Annotated in this window: 13 protein-coding genes; 3 read left to right on the forward strand and 10 right to left on the reverse strand. The window is 66.8% G+C overall.

Annotated features, from left to right (window positions below; translation table 11 throughout):
• Positions 1-2 precede the first annotated feature (2 nt).
• The 4 genes from glnL to HHL11_RS22485 form a co-directional block, all read right to left on the reverse strand.
• Complete coding sequence (gene glnL / locus HHL11_RS22470) at positions 3-1,076, reverse strand: nitrogen regulation protein NR(II) (RefSeq protein ID WP_169420787.1); 1,074 nt, start codon at positions 1,074-1,076, stop codon at positions 3-5.
• 4 nt (positions 1,077-1,080) lie between these two features.
• The gene (locus HHL11_RS22475) at positions 1,081-1,578 is read right to left on the reverse strand and encodes a hypothetical protein (RefSeq protein ID WP_169420788.1); all 498 of its coding nucleotides are present in this window, start codon (positions 1,576-1,578) and stop codon (positions 1,081-1,083) included.
• Positions 1,579-1,718: 140 nt separating this feature from the next.
• Positions 1,719-3,140 carry a type I glutamate--ammonia ligase gene (gene glnA, locus HHL11_RS22480; RefSeq protein ID WP_169420789.1) on the reverse strand — a complete coding sequence of 474 codons (1,422 nt, stop codon included), beginning with the start codon at positions 3,138-3,140 and terminating at the stop codon, positions 1,719-1,721.
• A gap of 208 nt (positions 3,141-3,348) precedes the next feature.
• Positions 3,349-4,170: a competence/damage-inducible protein A gene (locus HHL11_RS22485; protein ID WP_169420790.1), complete on the reverse strand. Its 822-nt coding sequence runs from the start codon at positions 4,168-4,170 to the stop codon at positions 3,349-3,351.
• A 70-nt stretch (positions 4,171-4,240) separates the two neighbouring features.
• Between HHL11_RS22485 and HHL11_RS22490 the strand changes: the two genes are divergently transcribed.
• A complete protein-coding gene (locus HHL11_RS22490; RefSeq protein ID WP_169420791.1) occupies positions 4,241-5,668 on the forward strand; it encodes a mannose-1-phosphate guanylyltransferase/mannose-6-phosphate isomerase in 1,428 nt (475 codons plus the stop codon).
• A gap of 101 nt (positions 5,669-5,769) precedes the next feature.
• Here the strand turns inward: HHL11_RS22490 and HHL11_RS22495 are convergent, their stop codons facing one another.
• The 6 genes from HHL11_RS22495 to HHL11_RS22520 all read right to left on the reverse strand — a co-directional run bounded on the left by HHL11_RS22495 (position 5,770) and on the right by HHL11_RS22520 (position 11,542).
• Entirely contained in the window at positions 5,770-6,315 is a 546-nt protein-coding gene (locus tag HHL11_RS22495) for an REP-associated tyrosine transposase (RefSeq protein WP_169420792.1), read from the reverse strand.
• Between the two features lie 111 nt (positions 6,316-6,426).
• Positions 6,427-7,362, reverse strand: a complete 936-nt coding sequence (locus HHL11_RS22500; protein ID WP_169420793.1) for an EI24 domain-containing protein — start codon at positions 7,360-7,362, stop codon at positions 6,427-6,429.
• Positions 7,363-7,396: 34 nt separating this feature from the next.
• A complete protein-coding gene (locus HHL11_RS22505; protein ID WP_169420794.1) occupies positions 7,397-8,617 on the reverse strand; it encodes a Fic family protein in 1,221 nt (406 codons plus the stop codon).
• 206 nt (positions 8,618-8,823) lie between these two features.
• Positions 8,824-9,747, reverse strand: coding sequence for a sterol desaturase family protein (locus HHL11_RS22510; protein ID WP_169420795.1), 924 nt, complete (start codon positions 9,745-9,747; stop codon positions 8,824-8,826).
• A gap of 6 nt (positions 9,748-9,753) precedes the next feature.
• Positions 9,754-10,569: a polysaccharide deacetylase family protein gene (locus HHL11_RS22515; protein WP_425355219.1), complete on the reverse strand. Its 816-nt coding sequence runs from the start codon at positions 10,567-10,569 to the stop codon at positions 9,754-9,756.
• Entirely contained in the window at positions 10,556-11,542 is a 987-nt protein-coding gene (locus tag HHL11_RS22520) for a YVTN family beta-propeller repeat protein (RefSeq protein WP_169420797.1), read from the reverse strand. Before HHL11_RS22520 ends, HHL11_RS22515 begins: the two co-directional genes overlap by 14 nt.
• 212 nt (positions 11,543-11,754) lie before the next feature.
• Here HHL11_RS22520 and HHL11_RS22525 point away from each other — a divergent pair, with 212 nt between their 5' ends.
• Positions 11,755-12,585, forward strand: coding sequence for a creatininase family protein (locus tag HHL11_RS22525; RefSeq protein ID WP_169420798.1), 831 nt, complete (start codon positions 11,755-11,757; stop codon positions 12,583-12,585).
• 31 nt (positions 12,586-12,616) lie between these two features.
• Positions 12,617-13,897 (forward strand): YncE family protein, encoded by a 1,281-nt coding sequence (locus tag HHL11_RS22530; protein WP_169420799.1) that lies wholly within the window; start codon positions 12,617-12,619, stop codon positions 13,895-13,897.
• Positions 13,898-13,978 lie beyond the last annotated feature (81 nt).

Consider the following 13,978-nt stretch of genomic DNA (forward strand, 5'->3'; position numbering starts at 1 on the left):
TTTCAGGGCAAGGGGATGAGGATCTTGAAGTCCGTCCTCCCCGGCACGCTGTCGCACTCGATCAGCCCGTGGTGCTGCTGCACGAAGGTCTGCGCCAGCGTGAGCCCCAGGCCGGAACCGCCTTCGCGCCCGCTCACCAGCGGATAGAAGATGCGGTCCTTGATCGAGTCCGGTACACCGGGCCCGTTGTCGATGACATGCAATTCCAGTGCCAGTCGATAGCGCTGCTGGCCGAAAGTCACTTGGCGGCCGATCCGCGTGCGGAAGGTCAGCATGGCATCGCCGGCGGCGATGCGCTCCACCAGCGCCTGACAGGCGTTGTGCGCGATGTTCAGCACGGCCTGGATCAACTGCTCGCGGTCGCCGCGGAACTCGGGGATGGAGGTATCGTAGTCGCGCACGACCTTCAGCCCGCGCGGGAACTCGGCCAGGATCAGCGAGCGCACGCGCTCCAGCACTTCGTGAATGTTGACGTCGCCCACCACGTGCGGGCGGCGGTGCGGCGCCAGCAGGCGGTCCACCAGCGTCTGCAGGCGGTCGGCCTCGTGGATGATGACCCGCGTGTATTCCTTCAGCTCGCGGCCGTCGATCTCCATCTCCAGCAGCTGCGCCGCGCCACGGATGCCGCCCAGCGGGTTCTTGATCTCGTGGGCGAGGTTGCGGATCAGTTCCTTGTTGGCCTGCGCCTGGTCCAGCAGCCGGTCCTCGCGCTCCTTGCGCGTCTGCGCCTCCAGCGGCAGCAGTTCGACGATGAACTCGTCGGGGTGCTCGGTCTGCGCCAGCACCACGTGCACGGGCATGGGCTCGCTGCCCTGGCGCAGCAGGCGCGCGTCATAGCGCAGCGCCGAATACTCGTTGCCGCGCGCGCCGTCGAGCGCGGTGCGCAGCACGTGCGGCTCGGCGAACTGGGGGAGCAAGCTGGTGCCTTCGATGCTGCGGCGGGAGATGCCCAGCACGTCCTCCAGCGCGGAGTTGGCAAACAGCACGGTGCCGTCGCCTCGAACCACGGCCACGAGCGTGGCCAGCAGGTCGAAGCAGGCGAAGCGGACGGAGTTCTTGACGGTCGGTTTGATCAAGCGCTCATCTGGACGCGCCGTTACCGCGGTTCAGCTCGCGCTTGATGCCCGCGATGTCCTGCTCGGTGCGGTCGATGTTGGCCTTGATTTCGGCGGTGCGGTCCACGTACTTCTGGTGGTTGCGGTGCTCGGGCCCCAGCATCTCGGGCTGGCCGTTGTTGTATTCCTTCTGCAGGTCGGCCAGGCGCGCTTCGGCCTTCTTCAGCTCGGACTCGAGGATGGTCCGCGCTTCGGCGTCGCGCGACTTCTGCTCGCCGGCATCGACCTTGGGACCGCTGGCGGCCTGCGGGGCGTTGGCCACGCGGGTGCCGTTGTTGCCGTTCACTTTCGTGCCCTGCACGATCGTCACGTTCCCGCCTTCCATGGCCTTGCAGCCTTGCGCCTTGGCCACCGCCTCGTCGTTGGTGTAGGTGTTGCCGCAACGGAAAATCTTGCCCTGCGCGAGGGCGGCATCGGCGCAAGCGAGTGCTGCCAGGGGAATCAACAAGTAGGCGAACTTCATGGGGCTGCTCCTAGCGCCCGGGGCGCCCAGGACGGCCTTTCAGTATCGCGCAAACTCTGCAGATTGCCAATTAAGGTGTTGATTTAAAAAGAAAAGGGGCGACAAATGTCGCCCCTTTGCTGCTCCAGGACTGTAAGGAATTACAGGCTGTAGTACATGTCGAACTCGATCGGGTGCGTCGTCATGCGGAAGCGCGTGACTTCCTGCATCTTCAGCTCGATGTACGCGTCGATCATGCTGTCGGTGAACACGCCGCCCTTGGTCAGGAAGGCACGGTCGTTGTCCAGGTAGTCCAGGGCCTGGTCCAGGCTGTGGCAGACGGTCGGGATCTTCGCGTCTTCTTCCGGCGGCAGGTGGTACAGGTCCTTGGTGGCGGCTTCGCCCGGGTGGATCTTGTTCTCGATGCCGTCCAGGCCGGCCATCAGCATGGCGGCGAAGCCCAGGTACGGGTTCATCGTGGGATCCGGGAAGCGCACTTCGATGCGGCGGCCCTTGGGGTTCGCCACGTACGGAATGCGGATCGAGGCCGAGCGGTTGCGGGCCGAGTAGGCCAGCTTCACCGGGGCTTCGAAGCCGGGCACCAGGCGCTTGTAGCTGTTGGTGCCGGGGTTCGTGATGGCGTTCAGCGCGCGGGCGTGCTTGATGATGCCGCCGATGTAGTACAGCGCGAGTTCGCTCAGGCCGGCATAGCCTTCGCCGGCGAACAGGTTCTTGCCGTCCTTCCACACGGACTGGTGCACGTGCATGCCGGAGCCGTTGTCGCCGACGATGGGCTTGGGCATGAAGGTGGCGGTCTTGCCGTAGGCATTGGCCACGTTCTGGATCACGTACTTCTGCAGCTGCGACCAGTCGGCGCGCTGCACCAGGGTGCTGAAGCGCGTGCCGATCTCGTTCTGGCCGGCGCCCGCCACTTCGTGGTGGAACACTTCGACCGGGATGCCCACGGATTCGAGGATCAGGGACATCTCGGCGCGCATGTCCTGCGTGCTGTCGACCGGGGGCACGGGGAAGTAGCCGCCCTTGGTGGTGGGACGGTGGCCCTTGTTGCCGCCTTCGATCTTCTTGCCCGTGTTCCAGGGGGCTTCGTATTCGTCGATCTCGACGAAGGAGCCGTTCGGGCCGGCGCCCCAGCGCACGTCGTCGAAGATGAAGAATTCGGGCTCGGGGCCGAAGAAGGCAGTGTCGCCCAGGCCGGAGGCCTTCAGGTAGGCTTCGGCGCGCTTGGCGATGGAACGCGGGTCGCGGTCATAGGCCTTGCCGTCGCCCGGCTCGAGAACGTCGCAGGACAGGATCAGCGTCGTTTCTTCGAAGAAGGGGTCGATGTTGGCGGTGCCCGGATCCGGCATCAGCAGCATGTCGGAGGCTTCGATGCCCTTCCAGCCGGCGATGGACGAACCGTCGAAGGCGTGGCCCGCGCTGAACTTGTCTTCGTCGAAGTGGGACACAGGCACGGTCACGTGCTGTTCCTTGCCACGGGTGTCGGTGAAGCGGAAGTCGACGAACTTGACTTCGTTCTCCTTCACCATCTTCATGACGTCTGCGACGTTCTTGGCTGCTGCCATCAGGTTTCTCCTGGGGGGATGGTTGGTTGTTGAGCGATTTGCGCGGGGCAGGGATGCAGGTTCTGTGCCAAAGCTTGGTGCATCGGCCGTGCGCTACAGCCCGGCGATTTTCCACGAAAACAGGGGTTGTCCCTAGGTCGGTTCGGGAAGTTTTTACGCGGCAGAGCACCGTTTTGGTGCTGTTGCCGAGTTGCACCTTATCGGTGCATCATGATCGCACCAGTTCGGGGCCCAGCTTGGCACCGAGGCGGGCCAAGCCTTCCAGGAGGAGCCGGTAGGCGGGCTCCACTTGATCCGGCGCCCCCTTGACGCCCAGGTCGATGTGGCGGCCGTACGTGGGGTGGTCCACGCTGGGCAGGCTGAACACCTTCACCGGCGGGTGTTCGCGCTCGATCTGCTCCATCAGCGGTGTCAGCGTGGCCTCCATGGCGCCGAACACGATGACCGACTTCTCGAGATAGGCGCCCTGGCGAAACAGGGGGCGGTACTTCGTCTCGAGCACCCATTCCATCATCGGCCAGGCCATCACCGGGAAGCCCGGCACGAAGTGCACGTCCCCCACCGTGAAGCCCGGGATCTTGTTGTACGGGTTGGGGATGATGGACGCGCCCTCGGGGAACACGCCCATGTTCAGGCGGTGGATGTTGTCCGGCCGGTCCGGCTCGTAGGGCACGCCCTGCTCCCGCGCGGTGTCCTGCATGCGTTCGCGGATCAGGGCCTCGGCCTGCTGGTGCAATTGCAGGGGTCGGCCCAGGGCCGCGGCAGCGCATTGGCGGGTGTGGTCGTCCGGCGTGGCACCGATGCCGCCACAGGAGAACACGATGTCGCCCGAGTCGAAGGCGCGCTTCAGGGTGGCGGTGATGCGCGCCGGCGCATCGCCCACGTAGTCGGCCCACGACAGCTGCAGCCCGCGCGTCGACAGCAGCTCGATCAGCTTGGGCATGTGCTTGTCGGCGCGCTTGCCGGACAGGATTTCGTCGCCGACGATGACGAGGCCGATGTTCGGAGTGGGGACGGGCGTTGCGCTCATGCGGTAATCCTACCGGTTGGCGCACCCTCGCCCGCGGTGAATGGCCGGGCAGCGGCTACGATGGGAGCCCATGAGTACGTTAGTCCCCGTCATCCTCTGCGGCGGTTCCGGCACCCGGCTCTGGCCCTTGAGCCGGAAAAGCTTTCCCAAGCAGTTCGTCCCCCTCATCGGCAACAAGAGCTTGCTGCAACTGACGCTGGAGCGGGTGGCGCCGCTGGGCCCGCAGGTGATGGCCGTGGCGGCCGAAGACCATCGCTTCCTGGTCGCGGACACCTTCCGCCAGGCCCGTGTCGAAGGCCGGCTGCTGCTGGAACCCACCGGCCGCAACACCGCCGCTGCGATGGCGCTGGCGGCGCTGGCCGCCAAGCCGGACGACCTGCTGCTGTTCTGTCCGGCCGACCACCATATTCCCGACGCCGCCACCTTCCAGGCCACCATGCGCCAGGGCGTGGTGGCCGCCGAGGCCGGCGCCGTCGTCACCTTCGGCGTGGTGCCCAGCTTTCCGAGCACGGCCTACGGCTACATCCGCCAGGGCACCCCGCGCAGCGACGGCAGCCTGAAGGTGGCGCAGTTCATCGAGAAACCGGACGCCGCGCGGGCGCAGCAACTGCTGCTGCAAGGCGACACGCTCTGGAACGCCGGCATCTTCCTGGCCGTGGCCGGCGTGCTGCTGGACGCGCTGGAGAAGCATGCGCCCGACATCCTGGCGTCCTGCCGCGCCGCGATGGCCGCCGTGCAGGAAGAGACGGTGGGCAGCGCCGCCGCCCGCGCCGTGTTCCTGCGCCCGCAGCGTGCCGCCTTCGAGGCATGCCGTTCGCAGAGCATCGACTACGCCGTGATGGAGAAGCATCCCGAGGTTGCCGTGGTGCCTTTCCGCGGCCAGTGGAGCGACGTGGGCAGTTGGAACGCCGTAGCCGACCTGACGCCGGCGGACGCGCAGCAGAACCGCGTCATCGGCCAGGGCTTCGCGCACGATGCGCGCAACACCTTCATCCATGCGCCGCACCGGCCGGTGGTGGCGCTGGGCACGCGGGACCTGTTGATCGTCGACACACCCGACGCGGTGCTGGTGGCCGACCGCAGCTGCGCGGAGCAGGTGAAGGACGTGGTCGCCCTGTTGGAAAAGGCCGAAGCGGCCCAGGCCGTCCTGCACCGCAAGGTGGTGCGGCCCTGGGGCTGGTACGACAGCGTCGATGCCGGCGAGCGCTTCCAGGTCAAGCGCATCGGCGTGAAGCCGGGCGCGTCCCTCAGCCTCCAGAAGCATCACCATCGCGCCGAGCACTGGGTGGTGGTGAAAGGCACGGCGCAGGTCACGCGCGGCAGCGAGACCTTCCTCCTCAGCGAAAACCAGTCGACCTACATCCCGATCGGGGAGGTGCATCGCCTGCACAACCCCGGGAAGATGGAGCTGGAGATGATCGAGGTGCAGTCGGGGGCTTACCTCGGGGAGGATGACATCGTGCGTCTCGAGGACAGTTACGGGCGGGGCGGGGCTTGATGTCCGGCTCTTCGACGATTCAACGGATGTAGGGTGCGCAGCTCGCTGCGCACCGCGCGTGGATGATCATGCGGTGCGCAGCGAGCTGCGCACCCTACAAATTACGGACTCCGGTCTCGCTCGCCAAAACTCCCACCTTCTGCCGCTTCGACCAAGCCCCACTCCACTGGCAGATCGCCCCGCTCCACCCACCGGTGAAAACTGCTGAACGGCCAATCCTGCACGCGTCGCGCATGCCCGTGTTTCACCGGATTGAAGTGGACGTAGTCCACGTGCCGTCGGAGATCCTCTTCGCTTCGGATCAAGTGTTCCCAGAAGCGCCGCTGCCAGATGCCCTTTTCGCGGCGGCTCACCTGGCTCAGCCTGCGTGATTCCACGGCCGGCACTGAATGCGAAAAGCCATGTTTGATCTGCTGCCAGCGCAGCGGGAAATCCTGGTCGCCTTCCGGCAGTTTCCAGAGAGCGTGCAAGTGGTCAGGCAGGACGCAGATCGCGATCGTCTCGAAGGGATGGCGCCGCTGGACCGCGGCATAGGCTGCGCGTAGTGCCTCGATTTCGCGCACGAGCAGGCCGCTGGTGCGGTCCTCGAGCGCCAGCGTGAAGAAGTAGGTGCCGCCGGGAGCGAAGTGGCGGAGGTAGCGCGGCATGAGGGGCAATGTGTTGCCAGCCGGCCCTTCCGTCATCCGTCAGTTGTAGGGTGCGCAGCTTGCTGCGCGCCGCGCGATCGTCCTCGTGAGGTGCGCAGCGAGCTGCGCACCCTACATTGACCCAGCAGACCCAGCAGACCCAGCAGACCCGGTAGGCCCAGTCGACCCCGCGGAATTCTCCGGCGCCGGCAACTTCTCCACCACCACCGGCTCCCGCAACAACTCCCTCGGCGGCGCCTCCGCGCCGTCCGGGTTGGCGCCGCGCAGCTTGGCCAGCGCGGCCAGGCAGAAGTGCGCGAACCACAGCGATGAGAACGCGAAGATCAAGGTGTAGAGCCAGATCATCACCGGCACCAGCAGGGGAAACGCCGGCGCGAAGAACCACCCCGTCGCCCACAGCGCGCTAGGCGCAGCGCCCAGGTAGCCCGTCGCCACCCCCATCAGCAACAACCACAGCCGATGGTCCTTGAAGATCCGGCGGCGCTCGTCACCCGTGGCGTGTTCCGCCAGCACGTCGAAGGCCAGCACGCGGTAAGTGAGCCAGCCCCAGATCAGCGGTGGCAGCACCAGCACCAGCGGCGGGATCGCCCAGAGCGGGACCGACACGACCATCGCCACCGCGGCCAGCAGCACCGAGCCCAGCGACCAGAAGGCGCTGCCGATCCAGCCCGCGCCGTGCCTTTGCTCCAGCGCCGGGAAGCGGCGCCGGCCCACCAGCCGAACCACGGCCGGCGTCATCAGCAGCGCGACGAAGAACAGCACCACCACGATCAGCAGCGGCGTCACGGCCAGGATCACCAGCAGCGGCGCCAGCACCGTCTTGACGTTGCCGAAGCCCAGGCCCTGCAGCCAGTTGGAGATGGTGGCGAAGGTGTCCGAGGCTTCCAGCCAGCCGAACACCATGCCGACGGCCGGATCCCAGAGGAAATAGCCCAGCCCGCCGGCCAGCACGATCAGCAGCGCGATCGGCAGCAGCGACAGGCCGATGACGCGCGGATGCAGGCAGTAGGCGACGGCGCGCCAGAAGGAGTCGAGAAACAGGCTCATGCGGAGGGGATGTTAGCTCCCTCATGCAAACGGCTTACGTTTCGGTGTTCACCGTGGCCGCTTCGGGGTAGAGGTTGGGCAGCAGGATGTTCAGTGCATCCAGGGGGAAATTGAAGGACACCGCGCGTTTCGGTCCCTCGCTGACCAGCAACCCGTCCTTCAGCAGTTGGGACAGGACGCGGCGCGCGCTTCGCTCCGGCATGCCGGTCATCTGGATGAACTCGCCGCGGGACAGCGGCCCCGCCACCAGCACGTGGTACAGCGGAACCGTCGCCTGCGCCGAGTAGTTCGCGAACTGGCCGCTTTGCGACCGCACCAGCATCAACGACGCGATTCTCCCGCGCAGTTCGTCGAGTTGCAGCATGCGTCCCATGAAGCCGGCCTGGTCGTCGGCCACGCCCAGGAAGTATGCGCACCACTCGCGCAGCATCTTTTCGCTCAAGTTGCCGCGGCCATCCAGGTCACCCTGGCGCGGACTGTCCGCGTTGGCCAGCATCTCGTAGTACTTGTCCCTCGCCCGGGCCAGGCCCCGGTTCACCGACCACAACCCGGCGCTGAAAGGGAGCAGCGCGCAATGCGTCTGCAGCCGGCAGGCGCGCCCGTTGCCGTCGCCGAAGGGATGCACCCAGGCAGCCCGGTGATGCGCCGCGGCGATGCCGACAAGGAGGTGGTCCAGGCCGTGCACGCGGGGATAGACCTCGTCCATGCGAGCCAGGAAAGCAGGGACGGACGTCGCCGTGGGCGGTTGATGCCTGCCGACGGCGACATCTTCCACCCGCAGTTGACCGGGCGCGATCACGCGTCCATCGTCAGTCGTCCTGTCCGCTGCTTGGAGCCTGCGGTACAAGGCCTCGTGGGCCTGCACCAGGAAGGCCGACCGAAGCACATGGCTCTCCACACCAGTCAGGGGCAGCGACGCTTCGAGCTCCACTTCGGCCTCGATATGTGCAAGCGCAATGCGCTGCCTCCTGGCGACTTCAGGCGAGCGCGAGAAGTCCGCCTGCAAGGCGCGTTCGATGTTCTGCGGGTGCGTTCCCTGGCCCTCGATGCGATTCGAGTAGTAGGAATTCATGGCGCGCACCAGGCGCCGCAGCGATTGCTGTGCGCTTGGAGAGACGGCGCCCTGCAGCCTGAAGGACTTTTCCAGGACGGAGCGGGTCATTTCCACCAGTTCGCCGAGCCGGTGCTGCGGCAGCAGCGGCTCGAACTGGTGCGGCTGGTCGTACACCGGAACGATCTTGGACGGAACGCTCATGTGGCCGATTATTCCAGCCGCCGGCATTTGCGTCTACGCCGTTGAATTCAAAAATGATTTTCAGAACTCAAGGGAAGGGAGTAGACCCTTCTTGGCCGATCTTTCGGCCGATCTACTGTAGGGTGCGCAGCTCCGCTGCGCACCGCGTGATCGCCCGGTGTGTCGCAGGTGCGCAGCGAGCTGCGCACCCTACATGGAGGCGGGCGTCAGGCCCGACCGGCGAGGCGCAATAAACCCAACCGCTGCTGCGCCCAGAACCCGCGCCCATAGTCGCGGCCCTCGTCCTGGTCGCGGATGCCGGTCGGGTCCCAGCGCAGCTCGAAGTCGGCCGTGCGGAACAGCATGTCCCACCACGGGAGCAGCACACCGTAGTTGCGGTCCACCACGCCCATGCTGTGGTGCAACCGGTGAAAGCGCGGGCTGATCCACAGGCGCTCGCCAATGCGGCCGAAGTGCATGCGGATGTTGGCGTGCTGCAGGCTTTCGCTGAGCTGCGCGATGGCCACGATGGCGACGAACTGCCCCGGCCCGACGCCGATCAACTGGCCCAGCACCACCAGGATGCTGTCGCGGATCAGGTCGTCCAGCAGGTGGTTGCGGTTGTCGCTCCACATCGTCATCTGCCGCTGCGAGTGGTGCAGCGCATGCAGCTTCCACCACCAGGCAAACCTGTGCTGGCCGCGGTGGATGCAGTAGTCCGCGAAGTCGAACACCACCAGGTACAGCAGGAAGCTGGCGAAGGGATGGTCGGACACGCCCGCCATGAACTGGTCGATATGCAAGGTGCCGAAGCCCTGCACCCGCAGGAAGCCGAACAGCTCGTCGAACAGCGGCTCGACGCTGAAGAACAGCGCCACGCGGAACAGCCCCAGCCGGTGGATCAGCGTGTACAGCACGTCGGTGCGGACCTCCGCCACGTCCACCATCGGCTCCACCGGCCGCCAGCGTTGCAGTGGCCCGATGATGGCCAGCATCACCGCGATCTGGATGAAGCCCACCAGCAGCCACCCGGTGGCCGTGTACGCGTCCTCCAGGTAGTTGGCCAGCCCGAAGGAATACACGATCGGCTGGATGCACAGCTCGAACAGCCCTTGCTGGGCGCGTTCGAAGAGATCGAGGATCCACTGCATCGGCGGCTACTTCGCGCGCGCGATCCAGTCCCGGTAAGCCGGGTGGTCACGCAAGGTGGCAAAGCAGAAGCCGCGCTGCTTCAGGCCCACGATCAGCGGCTCCAGGTCCGCCGGCGCCCAGGCGTCCTTGCGCGACCAGATGCCCAGGTGCGCCAGCAGGATGTCGCCCGGCTTGATGTCGCGCAGCGCCTTCTTCAGCAGTTCCTCGTTGCTGGCCGTATCGCTGGGGAGCTCGTCGCCCAGGAAGCCAGCCGGCGACCAGTCCACGTTGAGCCAGCCGCAGGCCTTGGCGGCGGCCAGGTACTTGGGCGAATGCTTGCCGCCTGGCGCGCGGAACAGCGGCAGCGGCTTCTTGCCGGTGACCTGTTCCAGCCGCTTGGCCGCCCGGTCGATCTCCTCGCAGTACTGCGGCCCGGTCATCACCTGGTCGATGTACGCGTGCGGGCCCGCCGTGGGCCGGATGCGGAAACGCGGCGGGTCGCCCGGCAGGTCGGCGCGCCAGTAGGCGTGGTCGTAGGTGTGCGAGGCGAATTCGTGGCCTTCGGCGGCGCGCGCCTTCCACCACGGCGCCCAGTAGTCGCCGAGGGCGCCGTCGCCCTCCTTCGTCTTCTCGTTGGCGGCGAAGAACGTGACCTTGACGTTCTGGCGGTTCAGGATCTCGGCCACCAGCGGCGCGATGGCCATGTGGCCGGTATCGAGCGTCAGGTAGACCGGCTTGTTGCAGGGACCTTGCGCGAAGGCAAGAGAGGATGCGAGCGCAGCGGCCCCCACCCCGGCCCTCCCCCAGCGGGGGAGGGAGAGCTTGGATTTATCGAGCCGCATGCTCCAGTGTCCACACGCCATGGGGAGATTTGCCCACCTTCACTTGCCGGGCGATTTCGCGCTTTTCGGTGTCGATGATGGTCAGCTTGCGCGCCCAGCGCGAAGTGGCCATCAGGTAGCGGCCGCCGGCCATGACGTCCATGCAGTCCGGGCCGCCCGGCGCCGCGTAGTTGTCCACCACCTGCAAGGTCTTCAGGTCGATCTTGCTGATGGTGTTGGCGACGCGGTTGCTGAGGTACACGTGGCGATTGTCGCCGGCGCTGCGGAAGGCATGCGCACCGGCGCCGGTCTTGATGCGGCGCACCGCGCGCGGGCCGTCGCCGCTGACGTCGAACACTTCCACGCTGTCGCTGCCGGTCAGGCCCACCAGCAGCGTCTTGTCGTCGGGCGTGCCGAACACGTCGGCCGGCATCGGGCCGGTCTTGATGCGCCACTTGATCTCCTGGCGCGCCAGGTCGATGGCCACCAGTTCGTCGCTGTCCTGCATGGTCGAATAGGCCGTGGTGCTGCGGCTGTCGATCCAGATGTGGCTGGGCGTCTTGCCGGTGGGGATGCGCTTCGCCAGCACCAGGTCCCTGCCGTCCCAGCGGTAGATGTCCACGTGGTGCAACCGGTTGCCGGCCGTCACGAACCACTTCATGTCCGGCGAGAAGCGCAGGTGGTAGGGATCGATGACGCCGCGCACAGTGCGCTGCACTTCGGCCGTGCGCGGGTCGATGAAGGTCAGCGAATCGGCCAGCGCGTTGGCGACGATCAGCGACTTCTCGTCCGGCGTCATGTACAGGTGGTGCGGCTCCTTGCCCGTGGGGATGCGCTTGATCTCGCGCCAGCTGACGGGGTCGATGACGCTGACGTCGGCGTCCAGCGAATTGAGCACGAAGACGGGCGTGCTGCCGGACTGGGCGGCGGCCAGCCCCGAGACGAGCAGCGCCAGGGCACCGAGGCCGGCGCGGCACAGGGAGAAGAGATTCACTGCAGGAATTGTCAAGTGGGCGCTTGCAACGCGCCGGAGCGGCCGCCGGAGGACGGCCGGGCACGCTATTGTCCCTGATCCGGACCCCGCCCCCCTTGCGCCCGGTCAAGGGCCGGCCCCATCCGGGCCGCCGGGTCGTGCAGAAGTTACAGCTTGGGCGCCCGCGTCCGATACCGCGCCGCCACGGCCCCCTGCTCCACTAAACTCCCCCGATGGTTCGCATTTTCCGCTCCCGCCTGTTGCAAAAAGCCGCGGGAGCCACCCTGCTCTGGGCCGCCCTGGCCGCCCACGCCGCCGTGCCCGCGGTAGTCGACATCGAGCAACTCACCTCCCCGGAACTCAAGGCCCGCATCGCAGCCGGCACCACCATCGTGCTGGTTCCCATCGGCGGCACCGAGCAGAGCGGCCCGCACATCGTGCTGGGCAAGCACAACGTGCGCGCCCACGCGCTGGCCGGCGAAATCGCCCGCCGGCTGGGCAACGCGGTGGTCGCGCCCGTGGTCGCCTACGTGCCCGAGGGCTCCATCAACCCGCCGGCCGCGCACATGCGCTTCACCGGCACCCTGTCCATTCCGGACGCCACCTTCGAGTCGCTGCTGGAGGCCACCGCCCGCAGCTTCAAGCAGCATGGCTTCCACGATGTGTTCTTCCTGGGCGACCACGGCGGCTACCAGAAGAGCGAGCAGAAGGTGGCCGACAAGCTGAACCGGGAGTGGAAGAACGACCCGTCCTGCCGCGTGCACGCGCTGCTGGACTACTACGACGTCACCCAGGGCGCCTTCATCGACACCCTGAAGAAAAAGGGTTACTCCCCAGCGGAGATCGGCACCCATGCCGGCCTGAACGACACCGCGCTTTCGCTGGCCGTCGACAAGTCGCTGGTACGCGCCGACGTGCTGGCCAAGGGCGCCGACCTGGACGTGGCCCATGGCGTACATGGCGACCCGCGCCGCGCCACCGCAGAAATCGGGGAACTCGGCGTGAAGGAAATCGTCGATACCTCGGTCGCCTCGATTCAACGCGCGGTCGCCGCCAAGCGTTGAAGACGCAGCCGCTCCCTCTTCCATTGCCCCGATGAAAACGAAACAAGCCCTCCTCACCGCGCTCGGCCTGGCTGGCGTGGCCGGCCTGGCCGCCACCCTGCTGGCCATCCGCACGGCTGGCGCCGCCGGCCCGGAGACGGACCTCGCCGCCCCGCCGGCGCCGCGCCACCAAGTGCTCACCGTGCCCGGCATGCCGCCGGTCGTGGACCCGAACAACCTGTATTCGGAAACCGCCGCCGGCCACATGAGCGAGGCCGTGCGCGGCCACCTCAACCGCGTCTACGTGCCCAACCTGCGCTCCAACGACATCTACGTCATCGACCCGGACGAGGCCAAGGTCCTCTACAAGTTCAAGGTGGGCCGCAGCCCGCAGCATGTGGTGCCGGCCTGGGACCTGCAGACGCTCTGGGTGGCCAACAACGCCGAGGGCCGCACGGACGGCAGCCTGACCGCCATCGACCCCAAGACGGCCAAGCCGCTGCACACGGTGGCGGTGGACGACCCGTACAACATGTACTTCACGCCCGACGGCAAGTCGGCCATCGTGGTGGCGGAAGCCAAGAAGCGCCTGGACTTCCGCGACCCGCACACGATGCAGTTGCAGTATTCCATCAACACGCCGGGCTGCGGCGGCATCAACCACGCCGACTTCTCCATCGACGGCCGCTACGCCATCTTCACCTGCGAGTTCAGCGGGCAGATCGCCAAGATCGACCTGGTGGAGCGCCGCGTCATCGGCTACCTGAAGCTGCGCATGCCGGCCCAGCGCATGAAGGAAGGCTCGTCGCCGACCGACCCGCAGTTCGAGATCTGCACCGCCACCAAGGGCATGCCGCAGGACATCCGCAGTTCGCCGGACGGCCGCCGCTTCTTCATCGCCGACATGGACGCCGACGGCGTGCACGTGGTCGATGGCGAAAGCTTCCGCGAGGTGGGCTTCATCGTCACCGGCCTGGGCACCCACGGCCTCTATCCCAGCCGCGATGGCAAGCGCCTGTACGTGGCCAACCGCAGCACTCACAAGATCCACGGCAAGCCGCGCGGGCCGGGCAGCGTCAGCGTGATCGACTTCGCGTCAGAAAAGGTGGTGGCGCATTGGCCGATTCCGGGCGGCGGCAGCCCGGACATGGGCAACGTCAGCGCGGATGGGCGCTTCCTGTGGCTGTCGGGGCGGTATGACGACGAGGTCTATCGCATCAATACCGAAAGCGGCGTGGTCACCAAGATCAAGGTCGGCCAGGAGCCGCACGGCTTGACGGTCTGGCCGCAGCCGGGACGGTATTCGTTGGGGCATACCGGGAATCTCCGGTGATGCTCCGTGCGGTGCGCAGCGGAGCTGCGCACCCTACATGTCCGGCCTCGTATCGGATCAACCCGTCGCTGTAGGGTGCGC

This window comes from Ramlibacter agri (assembly GCF_012927085.1).
Lineage (GTDB): Bacteria > Pseudomonadota > Gammaproteobacteria > Burkholderiales > Burkholderiaceae_C > Ramlibacter > Ramlibacter agri.

Bases quoted from the DNA above. Each gene is read 5' to 3' on its own strand.
- HHL11_RS22475 (WP_169420788.1), bottom strand. From the start codon at position 1,578: ATGAAGTTCGCCTACTTGTTGATTCCCCTGGCAGCACTCGCTTGCGCC.
- glnA (WP_169420789.1), bottom strand. From the start codon at position 3,140: ATGGCAGCAGCCAAGAACGTCGCAGACGTCATGAAGATGGTGAAGGAG.
- HHL11_RS22485 (WP_169420790.1), bottom strand. From the start codon at position 4,170: ATGAGCGCAACGCCCGTCCCCACTCCGAACATCGGCCTCGTCATCGTC.
- HHL11_RS22490 (WP_169420791.1), top strand. From the start codon at position 4,241: ATGAGTACGTTAGTCCCCGTCATCCTCTGCGGCGGTTCCGGCACCCGG.
- HHL11_RS22495 (WP_169420792.1), bottom strand. From the start codon at position 6,315: ATGCCGCGCTACCTCCGCCACTTCGCTCCCGGCGGCACCTACTTCTTC.
- HHL11_RS22500 (WP_169420793.1), bottom strand. From the start codon at position 7,362: ATGAGCCTGTTTCTCGACTCCTTCTGGCGCGCCGTCGCCTACTGCCTG.
- HHL11_RS22505 (WP_169420794.1), bottom strand. From the start codon at position 8,617: ATGAGCGTTCCGTCCAAGATCGTTCCGGTGTACGACCAGCCGCACCAG.
- HHL11_RS22510 (WP_169420795.1), bottom strand. From the start codon at position 9,747: ATGCAGTGGATCCTCGATCTCTTCGAACGCGCCCAGCAAGGGCTGTTC.
- HHL11_RS22515 (WP_425355219.1), bottom strand. From the start codon at position 10,569: ATGCGGCTCGATAAATCCAAGCTCTCCCTCCCCCGCTGGGGGAGGGCC.
- HHL11_RS22525 (WP_169420798.1), top strand. From the start codon at position 11,755: ATGGTTCGCATTTTCCGCTCCCGCCTGTTGCAAAAAGCCGCGGGAGCC.
- HHL11_RS22530 (WP_169420799.1), top strand. From the start codon at position 12,617: ATGAAAACGAAACAAGCCCTCCTCACCGCGCTCGGCCTGGCTGGCGTG.